Raw genomic sequence first — 23,297 nt, 5'->3', positions numbered from 1 at the left:
GAATTCTCTTCGGATGTCGGCCGGGCACGCGGCCGCTTCAATTCTTCCCGGCGCCGGCCAGCCCCAGGTGCTTGTAGGAAACCCCGTTCAGGCGCTCGGTCAGCGCGGCGGCGGCCTGCTGCACCAGCTTCACCATGCCGGGCGGCGGCGGCGAAGGCACGTCCTTGCTCGCGCCGATCACGCCTATGATGCCCACCAGCTCGTCGCTCTTTTCCGAACCGCGGAAAATGGGCGCGGCCAGCACGTTGATGCCTTCCAGCACCTCGCCGTTGGCTTCTTCGAACAGCCGCTCGCGTATCAACGCCAGGCGTTCCAGGATGCGCGCAGGTTCGACCATGGAGCGGTCGGTGTAGGCCTGCAGCTCGCGCCGGAGGATCTTGCGCTGCGTGGCGGCATCGCAGTAGGCCAGCACGATCCGGCCCTGGGCCGAGCAGTGATGCGGCACGCGGTTGCCGGGCTTGACGGTGATGCAGACCTGGTTGGTCGACTCCACCGATGAGATGACCAGCGCCGAGTCCTCGGTGACCGCGGACAGCAGCGCCGTCTGGCTGGTCTGGTCGCGCAGCTGCGTCAGGTAGGGATCGGCGATCAGCCGCAGGTCGAACTGCTCGCCCGCGGCGGTTCCGTAGGACACCAGCTTGGCGCCCAGCCGGTATTTCTCGCTGACCAGATCCTGTTCGACGATGCCGATCTGCCGCAGGGAAGCCAGGTGCCGGTAGACGCGCGGCTTGGGCTCGTCGATGGCCAGCGCCAGCTCGGTCACGCCCAGCGGACGCCGTGCCGCGGCCAACTGGTCGAGTATCGTGAAGACGATGGCCACCGACTCCAGCAGCGCGGGCCCCGCTCCCTTGGCCGAGGTCGCGGGTGCTTCCGGTTCCGTCTTCTTTGCGGCGCTGGTCCTCATGCTTCTCCTCAGATACCCATCAGGGCGGATGCGTTCGTGGAGGTCATTTTACGAACATCCGCCTCGGAGTAGCCCAGGTCCAGGCAGGTCCGGATCACGTGGCGGAAACCGTCCACGATCCGCGGATTGCCCTGCTGGCCGAGATCCGAGCCCAGTATGGTCCGGTCCACCGTGCCGGCCTCGATGATCTGGCGCAGGAACTCCGGTTCGTAGAACTTGAACTTGGAGCCGGGCACCCACATGCACATCGAGTGCTCCATGTAGACGCCGTCGCGGGCCAGCACCTTCATGTCGTCGAGCGTGGCATCCACCACGTAGGTGGGATGGTTGACCAGCAGACGCTTGACGCCGCGCTTGCGGGCTTCGTCGAACAGCGGCCAGATCTCCGAGATGTGCAGGTGCCCCGCGGACAGCACCACGTCGGCCTCGGCGATCAGGTCGAGGATGTCCTTGACCTCGTCCTTGAGCTTGCCGCCGGCATCCAGCACCGTCAGCGGCACCGGGTCGATCATCTTCTTCTTGGTCTGCGGGAATTTCTCGGTGAATTTGTGATCCTGCTTGTGGTGGTCGATGTGATTGGCCGACGAGAAGGTCGGCATCCACACCAGGCGCGCGCCCAGCTTGATGCCGTGCTCGACCGCGTGCACGTTCAGGCCTCCCACCGCGTTGTTCAGCGGCACGCCGGACAGCATGAGCACGCCCAGGTTGCTGAAATGCTTGTTCAGCAGATAGGTGACGGGGGTGGCCGAGTAATAGTGGTCCTTCAGCAGCACGGCTTTCAGGCCGGCCTCGGAGGCTTCCCGCATGGCCTCCAGGTGGTCCAGGTAACGGGCCATCACCGACGGGCCGCTGTGGCAATGCAGGTCGATGGCGCCCTTGACGAGGTTTTCGACCCGGGGATCCAGCTCGGTGGCCGGGGTTGCGACGACAGAAGTATTCATGGGTTGCACTCCGATGTTTGAAGAAAGGCCGCGGCCATGCGCCCGCCCAGGCCCAGCGCGGCGGCGCGCAGCCAGCCCTGGTCCGAGCCGATCACGAACAGGCTGACGCCGCGCGCGGCGTAGGCGGCCAGCGCGTCGGCATCGGGAAGGAAAATGCCGACGGCGACCCCGGCGGCCGCGCCGGCCTGGATCACCGTGTCGACCGCCTGCGCGACCAGGGGATGATCGAGTTCCGTCACGCCATAGGAAACCGCCAGGTCGGCGCGTCCGATGAACAGGCAATCGACCCCGGGCACGGCGGCGATCGCGGCGATGTTGTCCACGCCCGCGCGGTCCTCGATCTGGCACAGCACGCTGACGCCGGCATCGGCTTCCCGCATGTGCCGCGCCATGGGCAGCGCGCCATATCCGCCCGAGCGCGGCGAATTGCTGTAGCCGCGCATGCCATCGGCGTAGCGGGTCCGCGCGACGATCTCGCGGGCACACTCGGCATCGACCACGTGCGGCACCAGCACGCCCGCGGCCCCCATGTCCAGCACGCGCAGCACGCTGGCGGCACCGGGGTCGGGCAGGCGCACGACCGCCGCGGTGCCGGCCGCGCGCGCGGCCAGCGCGCACTGGTCCAGCTGCGCCGGATCGAACACGGCATGCTCGGCATCGAGCACGACGAAGTCCAGGCCGGCGCCGCCGGCGATCTCGACGTGCTGGTAGGCGGGTGTCTTGATGAACGTCCCGCCCAGCGGCGCGCGCTCGCGCAGGCGGGCGCGGAAGGCCTGGTTCGCGGTGGCCATGGTCACTCGAACTCGGCGCGCTGGTACTCGACCAGGTGCTTGTAGTCTTCGCGCAGCGGCGCGAACACGTCCAGGTTCAGGACCACCTCGTCGCCCACGGGCTCGGCATAGTGCACCACGTGCGGCGGGATGCGGATCATGCTGCCCGGGCCGCCCTCGACCACTTCGTCGCCCAGGTGGAAGCGCACACGGCCCTGCACGATGATCACCAGTTGCTCGAAGGTGTGGCTGTGCGGATTGGTGTCCATGCCCGGCGTCAGCCAGTTCATGACGCACATCACGTCGTCGCCGCGGAACCCGACCCGCTCCACGCCCTTGCGTACGGTTTCCCGGGCCAGGTCGTTCCAGTTATGCAGATTCGCCAATGCCATACCGCCTCCTTGAGTTCGCTTCATTGCACCGTGACGCCCGCGGTTTCCAGCAGCTTGCTCCAGCGCGGGATGTCCAGCTTCAGGCGCGCCGTGACGCGGTCCGGCGTACCGCCTTCCGGCTCGGCGCCGATATCGGTGATGCGGCGCCGGACCTCCTCCTTGGCCAGGCCCTCGTTCAGGGCGCGGTTCAGCTTCTGGATGATGGCGGCCGGCGTGCCGCGTGGAGCGTTCAATGACAGCCAGGAACTGGCGTCGAAGCCGGGATATCCCAGTTCGGCCACGGTGGGCACCGACGGCAGCATGTTGGAACGCTTGGGCGTGGTCACCGCCAGGGCGCGCAGCTTGCCCGACTTCACCAGCGGCGTGGCGGTCGGCACGATGTCCATCATCACCTGCACGTTGCCGCCGACCAGGTCGGTCAGCGCGGGCGAGCTGCCCTTGTAGGGCACGTGCATCCAGCTGACGCCGGCCACTTGCTGGAAATACTCCCCCATCAGGTGATTGATGCTGCCGCTGCCGGCCGACCCCATGGCCAGCGGACGCGGGCTGGACTTGGACAAGGCGATCAGCTCGGCCACGGTGTTGGCCTTGAGCGCGGGATTCACCACCAGGATGCCTGGCGTGCTGGCGTACCAGATCACCGGATCGAGCCGCTCCAGCGGATCGAACTTGCGCTCCTTGAACAAGGCCGGGCTGACCGTGAGCGGCCCCGCCGCGCCCACCGCGAGGGTGTAGCCATCGGGCGCGGCTTTCGCCACTTCTTCCATGGCCAGCAGGCCACCCGCCCCGGGGCGGTTTTCCACGATCACGGCCTGGCCCAGGCTTTCGTTCAGCGATTGCGCCATCAGGCGGCCGACGATGTCGACCGCGCCGCCCGGCGCGAACGGCACGATCAGCCGGATGGGCTTGGTGGGATAGGTCTGGGCCACCGACACGCCACAAACGGACATGCAGGCGAGGACGATGGCGCCGCCGCGCCAGACGGTGGCGGGGAAAAACCGCGGGAATGACATGGTGTCTCCTTGTTCGAGCGTGAGCGTCCCCCTGCCTGCACGGCATGGGCGCGAGATTCCGGGAACGAGGGAGAGACGGGGGAGATTGCGGGCACGGGGCCCGCTCCTGTCTCTCATTTGTTCTTTTAAAAAGAAAAGAATTTCTTTGTAAGAAACATGGTAAAGAGCCGGACCGGGGGTGTCAAGCGCCCACGCAGGCGACGGGCGAAAAAAAACGAGGCCCGAAGGCCTCGTTCTCGGCGGCGGAACCCGGACGCGTCAGGCAACGCCCGCCGCGTGCGCCTGCTGGTCGGCGTGGTAGGACGAACGCACCATCGCGCCCACGGCGGCATGGGTGAAACCCATGGCGTAGGCCTCGCGCTCGAACATCGCGAAGGTATCGGGATGCACGTAGCGCAGCACCGGCAGGTGGTGCTCGGAAGGCTGCAGGTACTGCCCGATGGTGATCATGTCGACGTTGTGCGCGCGCATGTCGCGCATCACCTGCAGGATCTCCTCGTCGGTCTCGCCCAGGCCCAGCATCAGGCCGGACTTGGTCGGCACGTCCGGATGCAGCGCCTTGAACTCGGCCAGCAGCCTGAGCGAATGCTCGTAGTTCGAACCCGGGCGCGCCTGCTTGTACAGGCGGGGCACGGTTTCCAGGTTGTGGTTCATGACGTCGGGCGGGCCGGCGTTCAGGATGGCCAGCGCGCGATCCAGGCGGCCGCGGAAGTCGGGTACCAGGATCTCGATGCGGGTCGAGGGCGACAGCTCGCGCGTCTTGGCGATGCACTCCACGAAGTGGGCGGCGCCGCCGTCGCGCAGGTCGTCGCGGTCCACCGAGGTGATCACGACATAGTTGAGCTTCAGCGCGGCGATGGTGCGGGCCAGGTTCAGGGGCTCGTCGGTGTCCAGCGGATCGGGACGGCCGTGGCCCACATCACAGAACGGACAGCGGCGGGTGCACTTGTCGCCCATGATCATGAACGTGGCCGTGCCCTTGCCGAAGCACTCGCCGATGTTCGGACACGAGGCTTCCTCGCACACCGTGTGCAGGTTGTGTTCGCGCAGGATGCGCTTGATGTCGTAGAAACGCGACCCCGGGGACGCCGCCTTCACGCGGATCCATTCCGGCTTCTTGAGCCGCTCCACCTGCACGACCTTGACGGGAATGCGCGAGACCTTGGATTCGGATTTCTGCTTCTGCAGCGGATCGTAGGCCGGTGCCGCCACGGGTGCGTCGGCATTGCCGCCCACGGCGGACGTTTCGGGCACAGAGCTCATCGACTGGTTCCTGTTCGGCGTGACCGGGGTAGAACCGGGGGCCGGGATTAGTAAAGACCCTTATTCTACCGCCGCCGGCGCCGGGGCGGCCAAAGCCCCTGCCGGCGCCCGGGCCGTCAGCGTCCGTTCAAGGTGGCGCGCCAGGCGGTTGCCGGCCTCTTCCAGGCCGATCCCGCAACCGCAGGACGCCAGGTCCACGGTCCTCAATCCCGCGTAGCCGCAAGGGTTGATCCAGGTGAAGGGCGACAGGTCCATCGCCACGTTCAGCGCCACGCCGTGATAGGTGCAGCCGCGATGGACCTTGATGCCCAGCGCGGAAATCTTGGCCAGCTCCAGCGCCGCCTGGGGCGGCCGGGGCCAGTCGACGTAGACGCCGGGGGCGTCCGGCTTGCGGCGCGCATCGGGCAGGCCCAGGCCGGCCAGCATGTCGATCACCGCCTGCTCCACCCGCGCCACGTATTCCTTGACGAAGTACCCCGCCCGCTTCAGGTCCAGCAGCACATAGGCCACCACCTGGCCCGGGCCGTGGTAGGTCACCTGCCCGCCCCGATCGCTCTTGACCACCGGCACGTCGCGCGGCGCCAGCACGTGTTCGGGCTTGCCGGCCAGGCCCAGCGTGAAGACCGGCGGATGCTCCACCAGCCAGATCTCGTCCGGCGTCTCGGGCCCGCGCGCGGCCGTGAAGGCCTTCATGGCCTCCCAGGTCTCGTGGTAGTCGGCGGGGGACGGCAGCCAGCGGATCAGCATGCGGCGTTACAGCACGTACTTGACCATGGGGTGCGAGGTCAGCTCGCGATACAGGGCGTCCAGCTGCTCGCGCGAGGTGGCCCGCACGATGAAGGTCAGGCCCAGGTAATTGCCGCCCGAGCTGGGCCGCCTTTCCACCGTTTCTGGGTCGAACCCGGGATCGTGGCGCAGGACGACCTCGGTCAGCACCGCGACGAAATCGGGGTGATGGGCGCCCATGACCTTGATCGGAAAGTCCGACGGGTATTCGATCAGCGAATCGGGAACTTCAGGTAAATCTGCCATGATGAATCAAAGCCTTGCGATCGCCTCGTCGTATCCCTCGCGCAGCCGCGCATAGACCGGCCCGGGTCGGCCATTGCCGACGGGCTTGCCGTCCAGGGATACGACGGGCAGGATTTCCTTGGTGGCCGACGACAGCATCAGTTCGTCGGCCGCGTCGACCTCGGCCCGGGAAATCTGCCGCATCTCCAGCGGAATGCCCCGGGCCGCGGCCATGTCCTCGATGAAACCGTAGCGGATGCCTTCCAGGATGAGGTTGTCCTTCAGGGGCGCCAGCAGCCGGCCGTCCTTGACGACCCAGACGTTGCTGGACGAGCCCTCGGAAAGATGGCCGTCGCGGAACATCACCACCTCGGGCACGTCGCGATCGGCCGCGAACTGCCGCGCCAGCACGTTGCCCAGCAGCGAGGTGGACTTGATCTCGCAATGCAGCCAGCGCTCGTCCGGCATGCTGACCGTCTTCACGCCGTTTTCCCGCGCCTGCGCCGAGGGCCGCGCGAACGGGCTGCTCATGCCGAACACCGTGGGCACTACCTGCGCCGGAAAGGCATGGTCACGCTTGGCCACGCCCCGGGTCAGCTGCAGGTAAACGATCTGGTCCTGTGCATCCGAGGTTTCGATCAGCTTGCCCACCAGATCCTGCCACTGCTGAACCGTATGCGGATTCGGAATCCGGATCGCGGCCAGGCTGCGCTCCAGCCGGGCCAGATGCTGCGCCATCCGGAACGGCTTGCGCCCATACACCGGCACGACCTCGTAGATCCCGTCGCCGAAGATGAACCCCCGGTCCAGCACGGATATCTTGGCCTGCGACAACGGCGTGAACTCGCCGTTCAGATAGACCCGAGGATCACCCTCGATACCAGGAATCATCACATCTCCTCCCCCCCTACGCGCTTCGCGCGCCCCCCAGGGGGCGACGCGGGTGGACCGGCAAAGCCGGATCCACCGCATCCTGAGTCTAGTACGGTTAGCTTGGATTGTGGCAACGGTGAACCAATCCAAGAGGCTGGTACTAGACCCAGGAAACTGCGGATCTGGCTCCGCCAGTCCGCCGGTTTCGCCCCCTGGGGGGCGCGCGTAAGCGCGTAGGGGGGTGCTTCAATTGAACCAGAGACGAACCGCGTCGAACGCCCGGCCGAAGATGCCGGCCACGTCCACGGGTTCGAGCACGGTCAGCGGCACTTCGCGCACCGGCTTGTCGTTCAGGGTCAGCTTGACCGTGCCCACCTGCTGGCCCGCCTGCAGCGGCGCGACCAGGGGATCGGTGCGTTCGATGGTGGACTTGACGTTGCCGGCCTGGCCGCGCGGCACGGTCACCCAGATCGCCGACGGCGAACCCAGCTTGGCCTTGCCCACGCTGCCCTTCCAGACCTTGGGCTCCACCACCGCCTGCTTGGCGTCGTAGACCTTGACGGTATCGAAGTTCTGGAAGCCCCAATTCAGCAGCTTCAGGCTTTCCTGCGCCCGGGCGTTCTCGCTCGAGGCGCCCACCAGCACCGTCAGCACGCGACGGTCGCCCCGCATCGCCGAGGCGATCAGGCAATAGCCCGCGGCATCGGTATGGCCGGTCTTCATGCCATCCACCGACGGATCCACCCACAGCAGCCGGTTGCGATTGGGCTGGGTGATCTTGTTGTAGGTGAACTGGCGTTCCTTGTAGTAGCCGTAGTAATCGGGATGATCCTGGATCAGCCGCTTGGCCAGCAGGGCCAGGTCGCGCACGGTGGTCACGTGCTGCGGGTCGGGCAGGCCCGTGGAGTTGGTGAAGTGCGTCTCCTTCAGGCCCAGGCGCGCGGCTTCCTGGTTCATCAGCGCGACGAACGCGTCCTCGCTGCCGGCCACGGCCTCGGCCAGCGCCACGGTGGCGTCGTTGCCGGACTGCGTGATCATGCCGCGGATCAGTTCTTCGACCGTGACGGGCTTGCGCGGCTCGATGAACATGCGCGAGCCGCCCGTGCGCCACGCCTTCTGCGACACGTTGACCGTCTGGGCCAGCGTCAGGCGCTTTTCCTTGAGCGCGTTGAACACCAGGTAGGCCGACATGACCTTGGTGAGCGAGGCGGGCTCGATGCGTTCGCTCGAACGTTCCTCGGCCAGGACCTGGTCGCTGGTGACATCGATGGTCACCCACGCGCGCGCCGCGATCGCGGGTGCCGGCACGGAAGCCAGCAGGCCGACGGTCGACATCGGCGGCGCGGACGGCGTCGCGGTGGAAGTGGTGGCGGGCGGTGCGGCGGCGGCCAGGGCGGAGGCAGGCATGGCGGCCGGGAACGCGAGAAAGCAGGCGGAAGCCACGGTGGCCAGTGCGAACCGACGTCCCGGACCAGACGAGAAAAAGCGCAGTTTCATGTGGGAGGATGGTCGTGCAAGAGGGGCATGCCGCCGGGCATGCCCTGGGGCCGCCTGGCGCTCGCCCCGCGATGCGGGGTGGAAAACGTGATTATAGGCACCCGGGCCGCCGGGCCGGCGACGCGGTGCCGGACACCTGATGCAACCGAATGCTACAGCTGGATCGCGTCGCGGCGGTCATCCCAGGACCCGGGCCAGGTAGGCCAGCACCAGCCGCTTCACGACCACCAGGTTGCCGTGGAAGAAGTGGCCCGAGCCAGGGATGACCGTTACCGGAAGGCTTTGCGGGCGCGCCCAGTCCATGACGGATTGCAGCGGCACGGTATCGTCCTGTTCGCCGTGAATGACCAGGGTGTCTTCCGGCACGCTGGCCACGGAAAACCGGCTGGCCGCGGTCCCCAGCAGCACCAGGCCCGCGATGTCCAGCCCGCGCTCGCTCCGCGGTCCGCAGCCGGCGTGGACCTGGCTGGCCACCGCGCTGCCGAACGAGAATCCGCCCAGCACGAAGCGCCCGCCGGCCAGGGCCGGGTAACGGTCGCGGAACTGGTCCACCACGCCCAGCATGTCGGCGGCTTCGCCCTGGCCGTTGTCGAATTCCCCCGCCGATGCGCCCACGCCCCGGAAGTTGGGCCGCAGCGCCGCCAGCCCCTGCTGGAGGCAGGCACGCGCGATCGTGGTGACCACCTTGTTGTCGCGCGTGCCGCCGAACAGCGGATGCGGATGCAGGACCAGCGCCCACCCGCGCGCGGCTTCCAGGCCGACTTCGGGAATATCGAGCGCGCAATCGACGGCGCCGGCGCCGCCCTCCAGGACCAGGTGTTCCGTGGTGATGGCCATGCGAACCTCAGATCCTCAGGCGTTCGACCGGCTCGCCCCGCACCAGGTGCGAGTCGATGATCTCGTCGATGTCGCTCTGGTCCACGTAGGTGTACCAGACGCCCTCGGGATAGACCACCAGCACGGGGCCTTCCTCGCAGCGATCCAGGCAGCCCGCCTTGTTGATGCGGATCTCGCCCTTGCCGGCCAGCCCCAGTTGCTTGATGCGTTTCTTGGCGTAGTCCTGCATGGCTTGCGCACCCTGGCGCGCACAGCTGGGCCGGGGGGCATCGGCCCCGCGCTCGTTCAGGCAGAAGAAGACGTGGTGTTTGTAGTAGGACTCCATACCGGCTCGCAAAGGAATGGGGACTTCGGGTGGTCAGGCGGAACGCCGCCGGGCCAGGAAAAAGAGAGCCGCCAGCGGCCAGATCACGGACAGGCCGAGCGTGAGCGACTCCAGGTGCAGCCAGCCCGTGCGGGCCATCGCGGTCGTCATGTCGAAATACTGGTCGGACGGAAACAGGTTGACGATGCCCAGTTGCACGCACAGCGCCGTGATGCCCAGGGCCCGCTGCCAGGCCGGTTTCAGGTAGGCCATGCCCGTCGCCAGCAGCAGTCCGGCCGCCGTGCCCACGGCGGCCCCGGCGGTGACCCACGCGCCAGGCGCCTGCCCGGGGACGGCCAGGGGCTGCAGGGCCGCCTTCGCCAGCACGGCGCAGGCGACCAGCACGAGAGGAAGGATACCGCGCGCCGGCACCGGGCGCGCCACGTGCAGGAGCAGCATCGCGGCCCCCACCACCGCGGCGGCGGTGCAGATCTGTTCGGCAACGATGCGCTGCGCCGGCTCGGGCGACCACAGGAAGCCCACCACGTCCGATGGCAGCGCGGCCCAGTCGCCCAGCAGCAGCCACAGCTCGCCGGTGCCGAACAGCATGGGCTGGCGCGGGATCTGCATAAACACCCACAGCATCGCCAGGATCAGCGCAGGGCCGGCCTCGGGGCGGAACCACCGCTGGCGCCAGCGCGCCAGCGCGCCATGGCCGATCAGCCAGGAGGCCGTGGCGGTGCCGGCCAGCGCGCCCAGCAGGGCGCCGGCGGTATTGGCGGCGAGGTCCACGTTCGAGGCGATGCGATTGGGCAGATAGGTCTGCAATGCCTCCAGCGCACCCGACAGCAGTCCGCAGCACACCGTGGCCAAGGCAACGGCCAGCAGGCCCCTGCAGGCCGGATAGACGGCCCAGACGAACAACGCGCCGACCGGCAGATAGGCGGCGACGTTGGCGATGATCTCCGAGCCGACCCAGTATTGCGGCCATGGCGCGCGCAGGTAGGCGAACGCCGGCACGCCGACGTCCACCCAGCCCGAGAACGGATACAGGCTGGCGTAGACGACCAGCAGGACGATGATGGACAGCGCCAGCCGCGCCAGCGGCGCGCCGTGCAGGCCCGATGGCACGGGCACGGCGGACGGGGGGATCGGGGTGCCCTCGTGTCGCTGCGCGACATCCTCCCTGGGGGAGGGAGCACGTCCTTCGGGCGGCGTGCTCATGGGCGGCGGGAGCAAAACGTAAACGACATGACTCAAGTTTATGCGTTTTGCGGGCTCCGGCATGCGAAATCCGCCGGCTCTGCCTACAATCCCGTGTTTCCGCGTTCCACGCGCGGCCCTCGACGAAGACCCATGGTTGCACCAGACTCTGCCCTCTCCGACGCCCGGCTTGCCCCGCCCGCGGAGCTTGCCGCCGGCTTGCGGCGCCTGCTGCCGGACTGGACCGTGACGTGGCTGGACGCCACCGCGTCCACCAACGCCGACCTCCAGCAATACCTGCGCCGCGGCGGCACCGGGCCGGCGCTGCTGGGCAGCCACGCGCAAACCTCCGGACGCGGGCGCGCCGGCCGGCCCTGGCGCACCCGCGCGGGCGACGCGCTGCTTTTCTCCTGCGGCTGGCAGGCCGACATCCCGCCCGCGCGCCTGCCGCCGCTGTCGCTGGTGGCGGGCGTGGCCGCGTGCGAGGCCCTGAGCAACCTGCTGGGCAGCGGCGCCGACGGCGCGCTGGCGCTGAAATGGCCCAACGACGTGCAGTGGAACACGGCCAAGCTGGCGGGCATCCTGGTCGAGACCGTGACCGTGCCGGCCTCGGGGCGCATGGGCCTGATCCTGGGCATCGGCATCAACCTTCGCGGCGCGGCCGCGCTGTCGCAGGCGCTGGGCCGCGAGGTCGCCGACTGGGCGCAGACCGGCGGCGCCGACGACCCGGCGCGCCTGGCCGCCACGGTGGCAAGATCCTGGCAGGACGCCATCGCCGGCTACGCCGCCGAGGGCTTCGGCCCGTTCCAGGCACGGTTCGCCCGCTGGGACGCCCTGTACGGCCTGCCGGTGCGGGTCATGGACAACGGACACGTCTTGTTCGAAGGCACGGCCCGGGGCGTGGACGAAAGCGGCAAGCTGCTGGTCCAGGCCGCCGACGGCCTGCGCGCCGTCACCGTGGGCGACATTTCCGTGCGGACGGCCGGCGCATGAGCGCGCCCGCGCGGCCGCCCGAAGGGCGCGCGACCTCCCCCGGGGAGGACGTCGCGCAGCGACAGGAGGGTAGTCCGGTGAGCGCGCCCGCGCGGCCGCCCGGAGGGCGCGCGACCTCCCGCGGGGAGGATGTCGCGAAGCGACAGGAGGGTAGTCCGGTGAACGCGCCCGCGCAGCGTGCGGGCACGCTGCTGATCGACGCCGGCAACACCCGCGTGAAATTCGGCTGGCGGAACGACGACGCGACCTCGGGCCAGGCCGTGCCGCGCACGTCCCTGCAGGTCGCGTTCCGCCACGAGGAAGTGCCCGAGGCCCTGCTGCCCTGGCTGGACGAAGCGGGCCTGCGGCCCCGCGCCGCGCTGGGCTCGAACGTGGCCGGCGATGACAGCGAGCGCACCATCGCCTCGCTGCTGGCGCGCAACGGCTGCGCGGTGGACTGGATACGCGCAGGCCGGCGTCTGCTGGGCGTCACGAATGGCTACCGGCACCCCGAGCGCCTGGGCGCGGATCGCTGGCTCAGCCTGGTGGGGATCTGGAACCGCTGGCGCCGCCAGGCCGCCCCCGGCGCCGCGGCCCCGGTGCATGTGCTGGCCCATTTCGGCACCGCCACCACCGTGGATACCCTGGACGGCTCCGGCCGCTTCGTCGGCGGCCTGATCCTTCCGGGGCGCGACCTGATGCGCCAGTCGCTTGCGGCCGGCACCGCCGGCCTGCCGCGCGCCAACGGCCAGGTCGCGCCTTTTCCCGACAACACCGGCGACGCCATCATGTCCGGCGTGGCGGCGGCCCAGGCCGGCGCGGTGGCGCGCCAGTGGCTGGCCGCGCGCGAACGCTTCCGGCAGGAACCGCTGCTGGTGGCCAGCGGCGGCGCCTGGTCCGCCATCGCCGGGGAAGTCGCCCACCTGATGCGCGCGGCCGGCTCGACGCGCCAGGTGCTGGTCGTCGATAATCCCGTCCTCGACGGCCTGGCCTGCCTGGCCGAATCGGGGCTCGCCCCCTCTTCCTGACCCCCTACCCACCGGCTTTCCATGCGCAGCCTGTTCGTCGTCTTGCTCCTGGCCAACGTGGCGCTCTTCGCGCTGGATCGCGGCTGGTTCGGCCAGCCCTTCTCGGAACGCGGCCGCGATCCCGCCCGGATGCGCTCGGAACTGCGCGCCGACACCATACAGGTCCCCCGGCTGCCCGGCATCAACGCCACCGACGAAGCGCCGCCCGCGCCCGCCGCCGAACCGGCGCAATCCAGTCCGGCGGCCCCGGACGCCGAGCCTTCGGCCGGCGCCGCCGACATCGATGCCGCGCCAGGCTCCGCGGCGCAAACCACACCCCCGGCCGGCGCCGTCATTCCCGCGGCCGCCACGGCCAACGCCGAGCCGGCGCCGGCGATTCCCCCGACCGTTCCCCCCGCCCCCGCCGCGGCGCCGGCCAGCCCGCCCGCGCCGCCCGAACCGCTCGCCTGCGTGGAATGGGGCGCGTTCAGCGAAGCCGACCTCATCATCGCCAGGAAATGGGCGAACGACCACCTGCCGGCCGCGAAACAGGGCACGCGGCGCGAACCGGGCAAGCAGGGATGGATGGTCATCGTGCCGCCGCTGCCCAGCGCCTCGGCCGCGCAGGCCGCGGCCGCCCAGCTCGGCAAGAACGGCGTCAAGGACTACTTCGTGATCCAGGAAGGCGGCCCGCTCCAGCACGCCATTTCGCTGGGCGTCTTCAGCACCGAGGCCGCGGCGAAGAAACAGGCCACGATCCTGCAGGGCCAGGGCGTGCGCAACGCCAAGGTCGTGGCGCGCGGCGCCCAGGGTGGCAAGAGCTGGCTGCGCCTGGACGGCGTCGCCGCCGCCGGCCGCCGCGCCATCGAAGGGGCGCGCAACCTGTTCGACCGCCCCACGGTGCGCGACTGCCGCTGACGGCGCTCAGCGCGTCCGGATGCGCTGCACGAGCTTGGTGGTGGAACGGTCGTGCTCGAAGTCGATGGCCACCGCGTCGCCACCCCAACTGCGCACCAGCGCGGTCTCGGGCAGCTTGTCCATGTCGTAGTCCCCGCCCTTGACGATCAGGTCGGGCCGCAACTGGCCGATCAGCTCCAGCGGCGTGTCCTGGTCGAACCACGTCACCACGTCCACCGAGGCCAGCGCCGCCAGCAGCGCCGCGCGGTCGTCCTGGCTGTTCAGCGGCCGGTCCGGCCCCTTGCCCAGGCGGCGCGCCGAGGCATCGGTGTTCACCGCCACCACCAGCATCGCGCCCAGTTGCGCGGCGGCGTCCAGGTAGGTGACGTGGCCGCGGTGCAGGATGTCGAACACCCCGTTGGTGAAGACCAGCGGGCGCGGCCAGGCCGCGCGGGCGGCCGCGCATGCGGCGGGACTGAGTATCTTGGATTCGAAACGGGCTGGCACGGTCTGGCGGCACGGAAAGGGTGGAACGGCCCATTGTAGAGGTAGCGGGCGGCGGCGCGCGCACGGGGCGATACACTGTGCGCGTCCATGGCCGGGACCTGCCCGGGACGAGGAAATGCGATGCGACTGCTGCTGGTCGAAGACGATCCGATGATAGGCGAGAGCGTGCTGGACGTCCTGCGCGCCGAACACTACGCGGTCGACTGGGTCAAGAACGCCGGCAGCGCGGACACCGCGCTGCGCACCGAGGCCTATGACCTCGTGCTGCTCGACCTGGGCCTGCCCGATGGCGATGGCCTGGACGTGCTGCGCGAACTGCGCGCGCGCAAGGCCCGCATCCCCGTCATCATCGCCACGGCGCGCGACGCCATCGACCAGCGCATCGCCGGCCTGGACGCCGGCGCCGACGACTACGTCGTCAAGCCGTACGACGTGGACGAGATCCTGGCCCGCATCCGCGCGCTGATCCGCCGCAGCGCGGGCCGGGCCGAACCGCTGTACGAACACGACGGCGTCGTCCTCGATCCCGCCACGCACACCGCCACCGTCAACGGCCAGCCCGTCACGCTCACCGCCAAGGAATGGGCGGTGCTCGAACCCCTGCTGGCGCGGCCGGGCCTGATCCTGTCGCGCGCCCAGCTGGAAGAAAAGCTCTACAGCTGGAAGGACGAGATCAGCAGCAACGCGGTCGAGGTCTACATCCACGGCCTGCGCAAGAAACTGGGCACGCAATTCATCCAGACCGTGCGCGGCGTGGGCTACGTCATTCCCAAATCATGAAACTCCTGCCCGGCCACTCCCTGCGCGCGCGCCTGCTGGCCTTCCTGCTGGCCGCCATCTTCCTGGCCGCGCTGGTACAAGGCGCCATCGCCTATCGCGGCGCGCTGGTCCAGACCGACGAGATCTTCGACTACCAGCTGCAGCGCACCGCGCTGGCGCTGGGCAACGGCAATCCGCTGTTCAGCACCGGGCCGGAAGGCGGACTGCTGGACGACCCGGCCGCGCGCGACCTCATCATCCAGATCTGGACGCCGGACGGCGTGCGCCTGTTCCGCTCCACGCCCAAGCTCGTGCTGCCCGACCGCGTCGTCCTGGGCTTCTCCACCGTCGAGGCCGACGGCGCCACCTACCGCATGTACTCGATGGAGGCGCCGCTGCAGATCATCCAGGTCGCCCAGGACGTGCGCGTGCGCACCGGCACGGCGCGCACGCTCGCGCTGCGCACCATCTGGCCCATCGCGGCCATGGCCCCGCTGCTGATGCTGGTCGTCTGGTGGGTGATCAGCCTCTCGCTCGGCCCGGTGGATCGCACGCGCCGCCAGGTCGCCTCGCGCCAGGCCGACGACCTGTCGCCCGTCAGCGAGGCCGGCCTGCCCGACGAAGTCCGGCCCCTGGTCCACGAGCTCAACCTGCTGCTCGGCCGCGTCCGCCAGGCCTTCGACGCGCAGAAACAATTCGTGGGTGACGCCGCGCACGAACTGCGCTCGCCGCTGGCGGCGCTCAAGCTGCAGCTACAATCGCTGCGCCGCGCCCAGGACGACGCCACCCGCCAGGTGGCGGTGACCCGGCTGGCGGCCGGCATAGACCGCGCCACCCGGCTGGTCGAGCAGTTGCTCTCGCTGGCGCGCCAGGAAGCGCAAGGGCCGGCGCTCGCGGCGGTGGACCTGGGCGACGTCGTGCGCACCGCGCTGGCCGACATCCTGCCCCAGGCCCACGCGCGCGGGGTGGACCTCGGCATGGAAGGCGCCGCCAGCGCGCGTATCGCGGGCCAGGACGAAGCCCTGGTCCTGCTGGTGCGCAACCTGCTGGAAAACGCCGTCAAATACGCCCCCGAATCCGGACGCGTCGACGTCCGGCTCTCGACTGGCCCGCAGGGCGTCACGCTGGACGTGGACGACAACGGCCCCGGCATCCCCCAGATCGAACGCGGCCGCGTCTTCGACCGCTTCTACCGCGCCCACACCGCCGACACCCCCGGCAGCGGCCTGGGCCTGGCCATCGTCAAGGCCATCGCCGACCGCCACCACGCCACGATAGAACTCCTGGACTCCCCCCTGGGCGGCCTGCGCGCGAGGGTGGTGTTTCCCTCCCCTACGCGCTGACGCGCGCAAGGGAAGCCCACCCCCTACCCGCTTGCGCGGGCCCCCTCAAGGGGGCGAAACCGGCGGACTGGCAAAGCCAGATCCGCGGTTTCCTGGGTCTCGGGAAACTATCTTGAACTGAAGCACGGTTGCTACCGCTGGCAACCAGCGAAGCACCGGCGCCACATCCCAAGACCGCGGTACTAGACCCAGGATGCGGTGGATCCGGCTCCGCCGGTCCACCCGCATCGCCCCCTGGGGGGCGCGCGAAGCGCGTAGGGGGGAGCCCCTTAAGCTCCATTTAAGACAAGCGCTCCACCATGACGCCATGTTCCATCACCTGGCAGAGGAGCCCTCCATGAACACCCGCAAATTCTCCGCTTCGCATCTGGCCGTCGCGCTGGTTGCCGCCGGCGTGTTCGGCGTAGCCGGCGCCACCGCGTTCCAGCGCGTCTCCACGACGCAGGCCAAGCCGGTCTCCGCCGCGACCGCCCAGGCTGCCGCGCCCGTGGGGGCGGTGACGCCGCCCGATTTCTCGCAGATCACGCAGCGCTACGGCCCGGCCGTGGTCAACATCAGCGTGACCGGCACCACCAAGGTATCGGACGACGACGGCGATCCGTTCGCGCAATTCTTCCGCGGCTTCCCCGGCTATCCCGGCGGTGGCGGCGGCACGCATAGCGTGCCGATGCGCGGGCAGGGTTCCGGCTTCATCGTCAGCCCCGACGGCATCATCCTGACCAACGCCCACGTGGTGAAGGACGCCAAGGAAGTCACCGTCAAGCTGACCGACCGGCGCGAGTTCCGCGCCAAGGTACTCGGCTCGGACCCCCAGACCGACGTCGCCGTGATCAAGATCGACGCGCGCAACCTGCCGGTCGTGGTCGTGGGCAATCCCAACGACCTGCGCGTGGGCGAATGGGTGCTGGCCATCGGTTCGCCCTATGGCCTGGAGAACACGGTGACGGCGGGCGTGGTCAGCGCCAAGGGCCGCTCGCTGCCCAACGACGGCTCGGTGCCGTTCATCCAGACCGACGTCGCCGTCAATCCGGGCAACTCGGGCGGGCCGCTATTCAACTCGCGCGGCGAAGTGGTCGGCATCAACTCGCAGATCTACAGCCAGACCGGCGGCTATCAAGGCCTGTCGTTCGCCATTCCGATCGACGTGGCGGCCAAGGTCAAGGACCAGATCGTGGCGCATGGCGAGGTCCACCATGCCCGCCTGGGCGTCACCATCCAGGAAGTCAACCAGGCGCTGGCCGACTCGTTCAAGCTGGACTCGCCCACCGGCGCCCTGGTCGCCAACGTGGAAAAGGGCAGCCCCGCGGACAAGGCCGGACTGAAATCCGGCGACATCATCCGCAAGATCGACGGCAAGCCCGTGGTGGCCTCGGGCGACCTGCCCGCGGTGATCAGCCTGGCCACGCCGGGACAGGACGTCAAGCTGGAAGTCTGGCGCAATGGATCGCCGCGCGACATCGTCGCCAAGCTGGGCAGCGCCAAGGCCGAAGCCACGGCCAGCGCCGATACGCGAGGCGATGCCGCGCACGGCCGGCTTGGCCTGGCCCTGCGGCCGCTCACGCCGCAGGAACGGATGGCCGTCGGCGACAGCGGTGGACTGGTTGTCGAGCAGGTGGGCGGCCCGGCCGAACAGGCCGGCATCGAGCCCGGGGACCTGCTGCTGTCGCTGAACGGCGTCCCGGTACAGAGCGTCGACCAGGTTCGCTCGCTGATCGCGAAGTCGGGCAAGAACGTGGCGCTGCTCGTGCAGCGAGGCGACGCCAAGATCTTCGTGCCCGTGCAGCTCGGCTGATCGCCAGCCCCTCGCATCGCCCCGCGACTGGCCGCTGCTCAGCCAGCGGCCAGCTCCTTGCGATAGCGGTTCAGGTCCTGCACGGTCGCGAAGCTGCGGCCGAGCAGGGTCGACATGGTGTGCAGGATGCGGTCGGCCACCTTGCCTTCCCATTCCCGGTCGAACTGGATCTGGTCGTCCAGCCAGCGGTCGAGCCAGCCCGGCTCGGGCAGCCGGGATTGCACGGTGTCGTTGGGGAACAGGCTTTTGTTGACGTGCAGGTTCGTGGGGTGCAGCGCCTGCGAGGTGCGCTTGGCCGAGGCCATCAGCACGCCGATCTTGGCGAAGGCCGCGCGCGCCTGGTCGGCCAGTTCCTTGCCGCGCTCGGTCAGGGCCCGCCTCATGTAGCGCAGGTAGGCCCCCGCATGGCGGGCCTCGTCCTGCGCGATGAGCTTGTAGATGGCCTTGATGACCGGCTCGCTGTGCCATTGCGCCGCGCGGCGGTACCAATGGTTGAGCCGGATCTCGCCGCAGAAGTGCAGCGTCAGGGTCTCGAGCGCGGGCGCGGCGTCGAACTCGAAGCGCACGTGGTGCAGTTCTTCCTCGGTCGGCAGCATGTCGGGGCGGAAGCGCTTCAGGTATTCCTGCAGCACCAGCGAGTGCTTCTGCTCTTCATAGAACCAGATCGACATGAACGCGCTGAAGTCGCTGTCCTCGCGGTTGTCGCGCAGGAACATCTCGGTGGCCGGCAGCGCCGACCACTCGGTGATCGCGTTCATCTTGATCGTATGCGCCTGCTCGTCGGTCAGCAGACTGGCGTCGAACTGGTCCCACGGCACGTCCTTCCCCATGTCCCAGCGCACGGACTCCAGGGATTTGAATAGTTCCGGGTACAGCATGATGGGCCCTTGTATGGAAGCCGGCAGCTTGAGCGTTTCAAGTCGCCGGAAGGTCGGCGAACGATACAGGGGGCGTCTTACCCCCGCATGACACACTCCTTCCAGATCCGGCCGGGCGTGGCGCGGAAGGCGCCTGTAACAGAACTTACAGGACCGGATGCAGTGCGGGCCGCTCGCGCGCCCGCACCACTTGGGGAAGGAGGCTGCCGGCCCAGATGCCGACGAAACCCGCCAGCAGTCCCGCCAATTGTGGCGGAAAATCCTCCGCGGCAAAAGCCCTGACCAGCACCCAGGCCGCCACGCCCATCACCGAGGACAGCAGCGCCCCCTGCGTGGTCGCCCGCCGCCAGTACAGCCCCATGAGCAGCGGCACGAAGGCCCCCACGAGCGTAACGGTGTAGGCGCCGGCCACCATCTCGTAGATGCTGTCGGACGTGCTGAGCGCGAACGTCAGCACGCACAGTCCGAACAGCACCACGGACACGCGCATCGCGCGCAGGAAATGCTTGTCGGACATGCCGGGCAGGAAGTGGCGCAGGATGTTCTCGGCGAAGGTGGTGGAAGGCGCCAGCAGCGTGGCCGAGGCGGTCGACATGATGGCCGACAGCAGCGCGCCGAAGAAGAACACCTGCGCCAGCGTGGGCATGCGCTCGAGTATGAAGGTGGGCAGGATCTTCTGGGGGTCCTCCTGCAGCAGCGAGCCGACCGTGTCCGGCATCACGCTGAAGGCGGCCACGCCGATGTACATGGGGATGCAGGCGAACATCAGGTAGAGTAGCCCGCCGATGACCGGACCGCGCCGGGCCGTCGTCACGTCCTTGGACGACATCACGCGCTGGTAGACGTCCTGCTGGGGAATGGAGCCCAGCATCATCGTGACCAGCGCAGCGAAGAAGAACAGTATGTCGTGCGTCGTGGCGGGCGGCAGGAAGTTGAGCAGGTCGCGGCTGGTCGCCTCGTGCACGACCACGCCCACGCCGCCGGCCAGGTCGGTGGCGAAATAGGCGATGGTGAACAGGCCGGCCACGATCACGATCATCTGGAAGAAATCGGTCAGCGCGACCGACCACATGCCGCCGAACAGCGTGTAGGTCATCACGATCAGGGTGCCGATGATCATGCCGCTGGTCTGCGAGAACACGCCGGGATCCAGCATGTGGAACACCAGTCCCAGGGCCTTGACCTGCGCGGCCACCCAGCCCAGGTACGAGATGATGATCGCCAGGCTCATGATGACCTCGACGATGGGGCCGTAGCGCTCGCGGTAGTAGTCGCCCAGCGTCAGCAGGTTGTGCCGGTAGAGCCGCGCGGCGAAGAATACGCCCACCAGCACCAGGCACATCGAGGCGCCGAAGGGATCCTCGATCACGCCGCCCAGCCCTTCCCGCACGAACACGGCCGACACGCCCAGCACCGCCTCGGATCCGAACCAGGTGGCGAAGGTCGTGGCGACCACGATGAACAGGGGCAGCGACCTGCCGGCCACCGCGTAGTCGGCTGAGTTCGACACCCGGCGGGCGGCGACCACGCCGATGCAGATGGAAACCAGCAGGTAGAGCAAGACGAACCAGAACACCATGATGCCGAGCCCACCCGGGAAAAAAAGCCAAAACCGCGCGAGTATCGCACAGCGGGCCAGGGCTTTCCAGGTCCGTCGGGGCGGGAGTCACGGCATGTGGGCATGGGCGCCACGGTGGGGGCCGGAGCGTCGCGGCCGGCATCCCCGGGCAGGTTCAGAAGCACAGATACAGGCCCAGGAGGCCGAGCCCCGTGAAGAATCCCCGGCGGAACGCCGCGGGGCTGATGCGGTGGCGCAGGTACTGGCCCGCCCACATGCCCGCCATGGCCGGCACCAGGGCCACCAGGGAAGCCGCCATCTGCTGGTAGCCCAGCGCGCCGCCGCGCGCCAGCGCCACGGCCAGAGCCAGCGTCGAGACCGTGAAGGCCATGCCCAGCGCCTGCACCAGCTCGTCCTTGGCCAGGCCCAGCGCCTGCAGGTAGGGCACGGCGGGAATCACGAACACCCCCGTGGCCGCGGTCACCGCGCCGGTCGCCAGGCCGGCCAGCGCGCCCAGCCGGCGCTCGGCGCCCGGCGGCACGCGCAGTTGGAAGGCCATCAGGCCGAAGGCCGCGTACAGCACCAGGGCCACGCCCAGCGCCCGGACCGCCCAGGGTTGGGACCCCGTACCGGCCAGCGCCGCCGTCAGCCAGGTGCCGGCCACCACCCCCGCCAGCAGGGGCCACAGCCGCCTGGCCAGGTGCACGAAGCGGCCGCCGGCGGCCAGTTGCCAGACGTTCGTCACCATGGACGGCACCACGAGCAGCGCCGCGGCCTGCGCCGGGACCATGGCCAGCCCCAGCAGCCCCATGGCGACGGTGGGCAGGCCCAGGCCGATGACGCCCTTCACGGCGCCAGCCACGAAGAAGGTACCCAGGATAAGCAGGATCAGGGGCCAGCTGGCCGCGGAATAGAGAGAGAGCAAGGAGTCCATGGCGCCATGCTGCCGCAAGCCGCGCCGGCCGGAAATGCGGATTGCGCCGATCCAGCCTTCGGAAAGTCCTGAGCCAGGCCCCGGGCTACCTCGAGACCGCCCACAGCGCTACGGCCACGCCCACCGCCAGCACCGCCGCGATCACCGCCATCAGGCGATTGGTCTGCTGCTGGGCGGCCCGCAGCCGCTGCAGCTCGGCCAGGGTATCGGCGGAACGATCCGGACGGGCCAGTTGATGGTGCACCAGGCGCGGCAGCTCGGGCAGCATCTGCGCCCATTGCTGCGACTCGCGCCGGAGGTTGTTGCGCAGCGCCGCCCAGCCGACGCGCTCGTTCATCCAGCGCTCGAGATAGGGCTTGGCCGTCTTCCAGAGGTCCAGCGAAGGATCCAGTTCGCGTCCCAGCCCTTCGACGTTGAGCAGGGTCTTCTGCAGCAGCACCAGTTGCGGCTGGATCTCGACGTTGAAGCGGCGCGAAGTCTGGAACAGGCGCAGCAACACCTGCCCCAGCGAGATCTCGGCCAGCGGCCGGTCGAAATAGGGCTCGCAGCAGGCGCGGATCGCCCCTTCCAGCTCTTCCTCGCGCGTGCCGGGCGGCACCCAGCCGGACTCGATGTGCAGGCGGGCGACCTGGCGGTAGTCGCGCCGGAAGAAAGCCAGGAAGTTCTGCGCCAGGTAGTTCTTGTCGAACTCGGACAGCGATCCGACGATGCCGAAATCGAGCGCGATGTAGCGCCCCAGCGTGCGCGGATCGTCCGACACGTAGATGTTGCCCGGATGCATGTCGGCGTGGAAGAAGCCGTCCGCGAACATCTGGGTGAAACAGATCTCCACCCCGTCGCGCGCCAGCTTCTTCAGGTCCACGCCGGCCTCGACCAGCCGCGCGGCGTGGTTGACAGGTATGCCGCGCATGCGCTCCATCGTGAAGATGGACGACGAGCAATAGTCCCACATCACTTCCGGCACGATCAGCAGGTCGCCGCGCGGCCCGCCCGGGGCGAAGTTGCGGCGCAGCTGGCTGCAGTTGGCCGCCTCGCGCAGCAGGTCGAGTTCATCGTGCAGGTATTTGTCGAACTCGGCCACCACCTCGCGCGGCTTCAGGCGCCGTCCGTCGGCCGAGATCTTCTCGATCAGCGTGGCCGCCGCCCGCAACAGCCGCAGGTCCTTGTCGATCACCGGCGCCATGTTGGGCCGCAGCACCTTCACCGCCACGTCGCGGCCGTCCTTGAGCACCGCGAAGTGCACCTGCGCGATCGAGGCCGAGGCCACCGGCTCGCGCTCGAAGCTGGCGAACAGTTCGTCCGGATGCCGGCCCAGCTCCTTGCGGATGCTGGCGATCGCCACCTCGGACGGGAATGGCGGCACGCGGTCCTGCAAGCGCGCCAGTTCGTCGGCGATGTCCGCGGGAATCAGGTCCCGCCGCGTCGACAGCACCTGGCCGAACTTGACGAAGATGGGGCCGAGCGTCTCCAGCGCCAGGCGCAGCCGCTCGCCGCGCGGCGCATGCAGCTTGCGGCCCAGCCTCATCACGACCAGCAGGCGCTCGGTCCAGGGGTGCTGGATGCCGGAGATCACGAGTTCGTCCAGGCCGTAGCGGAAGCTGACGAACATGATGCGGATCAGGCGCAGGAAGGTGAACATGGC

24 protein-coding genes are annotated in these 23,297 nt (G+C 69.1%); 6 read left to right on the top strand and 18 right to left on the bottom strand.

The features are described from left to right. Positions 1-37: 37 nt before the first annotated feature. The 13 genes from ABD104_RS09670 to ABD104_RS09610 form a co-directional block, all read right to left on the bottom strand. Positions 38-904 (bottom strand): IclR family transcriptional regulator, encoded by an 867-nt coding sequence (locus ABD104_RS09670; RefSeq protein WP_279814728.1) that lies wholly within the window; start codon positions 902-904, stop codon positions 38-40. 8 nt (positions 905-912) lie between these two features. Beyond that, the gene (locus tag ABD104_RS09665) at positions 913-1,845 is read right to left on the bottom strand and encodes a DUF6282 family protein (RefSeq protein ID WP_087836791.1); all 933 of its coding nucleotides are present in this window, start codon (positions 1,843-1,845) and stop codon (positions 913-915) included. Then, complete coding sequence (locus ABD104_RS09660; RefSeq protein ID WP_087836790.1) at positions 1,842-2,636, bottom strand: HpcH/HpaI aldolase family protein; 795 nt, start codon at positions 2,634-2,636, stop codon at positions 1,842-1,844. Before ABD104_RS09660 ends, ABD104_RS09665 begins: the two co-directional genes overlap by 4 nt. Positions 2,637-2,638: 2 nt before the next feature. Beyond that, entirely contained in the window at positions 2,639-3,007 is a 369-nt protein-coding gene (locus ABD104_RS09655; RefSeq protein ID WP_087836789.1) for a cupin domain-containing protein, read from the bottom strand. 20 nt (positions 3,008-3,027) lie between these two features. Next, on the bottom strand, positions 3,028-4,020 hold the full coding sequence (locus ABD104_RS09650) for a Bug family tripartite tricarboxylate transporter substrate binding protein (protein WP_343927431.1): 993 nt from the start codon (positions 4,018-4,020) through the stop codon (positions 3,028-3,030). 258 nt (positions 4,021-4,278) lie between these two features. After that, entirely contained in the window at positions 4,279-5,283 is a 1,005-nt protein-coding gene (gene lipA / locus ABD104_RS09645) for a lipoyl synthase (protein WP_087836787.1), read from the bottom strand. Between the two features lie 60 nt (positions 5,284-5,343). Beyond that, positions 5,344-6,030, bottom strand: a complete 687-nt coding sequence (lipB, locus tag ABD104_RS09640; protein WP_087836786.1) for a lipoyl(octanoyl) transferase LipB — start codon at positions 6,028-6,030, stop codon at positions 5,344-5,346. A gap of 6 nt (positions 6,031-6,036) precedes the next feature. Then, positions 6,037-6,315, bottom strand: a complete 279-nt coding sequence (locus tag ABD104_RS09635) for a DUF493 family protein (protein ID WP_087836785.1) — start codon at positions 6,313-6,315, stop codon at positions 6,037-6,039. Positions 6,316-6,321: 6 nt separating this feature from the next. Next, entirely contained in the window at positions 6,322-7,185 is an 864-nt protein-coding gene (locus ABD104_RS09630) for a D-amino acid aminotransferase (RefSeq protein WP_087836784.1), read from the bottom strand. Between the two features lie 228 nt (positions 7,186-7,413). After that, positions 7,414-8,664, bottom strand: coding sequence for a D-alanyl-D-alanine carboxypeptidase family protein (locus tag ABD104_RS09625; RefSeq protein WP_425543323.1), 1,251 nt, complete (start codon positions 8,662-8,664; stop codon positions 7,414-7,416). A gap of 177 nt (positions 8,665-8,841) precedes the next feature. Beyond that, positions 8,842-9,501: an alpha/beta hydrolase gene (locus tag ABD104_RS09620; RefSeq protein ID WP_343927430.1), complete on the bottom strand. Its 660-nt coding sequence runs from the start codon at positions 9,499-9,501 to the stop codon at positions 8,842-8,844. A gap of 7 nt (positions 9,502-9,508) precedes the next feature. Continuing rightward, entirely contained in the window at positions 9,509-9,826 is a 318-nt protein-coding gene (locus tag ABD104_RS09615; protein WP_087836781.1) for a (2Fe-2S) ferredoxin domain-containing protein, read from the bottom strand. A gap of 33 nt (positions 9,827-9,859) precedes the next feature. Continuing rightward, positions 9,860-10,942 (bottom strand): VanZ family protein, encoded by a 1,083-nt coding sequence (locus ABD104_RS09610; protein WP_165963025.1) that lies wholly within the window; start codon positions 10,940-10,942, stop codon positions 9,860-9,862. Positions 10,943-11,161: 219 nt separating this feature from the next. Here ABD104_RS09610 and ABD104_RS09605 point away from each other — a divergent pair, with 219 nt between their 5' ends. The 3 genes from ABD104_RS09605 (at position 11,162) to ABD104_RS09595 (ending at position 13,905) form a co-directional block, all read left to right on the top strand. Next, positions 11,162-12,001: a biotin--[acetyl-CoA-carboxylase] ligase gene (locus ABD104_RS09605; protein ID WP_176400633.1), complete on the top strand. Its 840-nt coding sequence runs from the start codon at positions 11,162-11,164 to the stop codon at positions 11,999-12,001. A gap of 158 nt (positions 12,002-12,159) precedes the next feature. Beyond that, positions 12,160-13,008, top strand: coding sequence for a type III pantothenate kinase (locus ABD104_RS09600; protein WP_176400632.1), 849 nt, complete (start codon positions 12,160-12,162; stop codon positions 13,006-13,008). Between the two features lie 21 nt (positions 13,009-13,029). Continuing rightward, positions 13,030-13,905 carry an SPOR domain-containing protein gene (locus ABD104_RS09595; RefSeq protein WP_343927429.1) on the top strand — a complete coding sequence of 292 codons (876 nt, stop codon included), beginning with the start codon at positions 13,030-13,032 and terminating at the stop codon, positions 13,903-13,905. Positions 13,906-13,911: 6 nt separating this feature from the next. On the opposite strand, the gene rfaE2 is transcribed toward ABD104_RS09595, so the two are convergent. Next, positions 13,912-14,391 (bottom strand): D-glycero-beta-D-manno-heptose 1-phosphate adenylyltransferase, encoded by a 480-nt coding sequence (gene rfaE2 / locus ABD104_RS09590; RefSeq protein ID WP_087836777.1) that lies wholly within the window; start codon positions 14,389-14,391, stop codon positions 13,912-13,914. A 120-nt stretch (positions 14,392-14,511) separates the two neighbouring features. Here rfaE2 and ABD104_RS09585 point away from each other — a divergent pair, with 120 nt between their 5' ends. The 3 genes from ABD104_RS09585 (at position 14,512) to ABD104_RS09575 (ending at position 18,285) form a co-directional block, all read left to right on the top strand. Further along, positions 14,512-15,171 carry a response regulator gene (locus ABD104_RS09585; RefSeq protein ID WP_087836776.1) on the top strand — a complete coding sequence of 220 codons (660 nt, stop codon included), beginning with the start codon at positions 14,512-14,514 and terminating at the stop codon, positions 15,169-15,171. Continuing rightward, positions 15,168-16,493, top strand: coding sequence for an ATP-binding protein (locus tag ABD104_RS09580; protein WP_279814709.1), 1,326 nt, complete (start codon positions 15,168-15,170; stop codon positions 16,491-16,493). Before ABD104_RS09585 ends, ABD104_RS09580 begins: the two co-directional genes overlap by 4 nt. A 337-nt stretch (positions 16,494-16,830) precedes the next feature. Further along, positions 16,831-18,285, top strand: a complete 1,455-nt coding sequence (locus tag ABD104_RS09575; protein WP_343927428.1) for a DegQ family serine endoprotease — start codon at positions 16,831-16,833, stop codon at positions 18,283-18,285. Positions 18,286-18,323: 38 nt separating this feature from the next. Here the strand turns inward: ABD104_RS09575 and ABD104_RS09570 are convergent, their stop codons facing one another. The 4 genes from ABD104_RS09570 to ubiB form a co-directional block, all read right to left on the bottom strand. Further along, positions 18,324-19,163: a ferritin family protein gene (locus tag ABD104_RS09570; protein WP_087836773.1), complete on the bottom strand. Its 840-nt coding sequence runs from the start codon at positions 19,161-19,163 to the stop codon at positions 18,324-18,326. Between the two features lie 145 nt (positions 19,164-19,308). Beyond that, positions 19,309-20,742, bottom strand: a complete 1,434-nt coding sequence (locus tag ABD104_RS09565) for a high affinity choline transporter 1 (protein ID WP_343927427.1) — start codon at positions 20,740-20,742, stop codon at positions 19,309-19,311. A 154-nt stretch (positions 20,743-20,896) separates the two neighbouring features. Further along, positions 20,897-21,655, bottom strand: a complete 759-nt coding sequence (locus ABD104_RS09560; RefSeq protein WP_132979100.1) for a sulfite exporter TauE/SafE family protein — start codon at positions 21,653-21,655, stop codon at positions 20,897-20,899. A gap of 85 nt (positions 21,656-21,740) precedes the next feature. Continuing rightward, positions 21,741-23,294: a ubiquinone biosynthesis regulatory protein kinase UbiB gene (gene ubiB, locus ABD104_RS09555; protein WP_087836771.1), complete on the bottom strand. Its 1,554-nt coding sequence runs from the start codon at positions 23,292-23,294 to the stop codon at positions 21,741-21,743. Between the last annotated feature and the right edge of the window lie 3 nt (positions 23,295-23,297).

Origin of the sequence: Pigmentiphaga daeguensis, from assembly GCF_039523035.1 — a bacterium.
In the GTDB taxonomy this organism is placed as follows: domain Bacteria; phylum Pseudomonadota; class Gammaproteobacteria; order Burkholderiales; family Burkholderiaceae_B; genus Pigmentiphaga; species Pigmentiphaga daeguensis.
The sequence above is the reverse complement of the archived record's forward strand: the minus strand, read 5'-3'. Positions and strand labels throughout refer to the sequence as shown.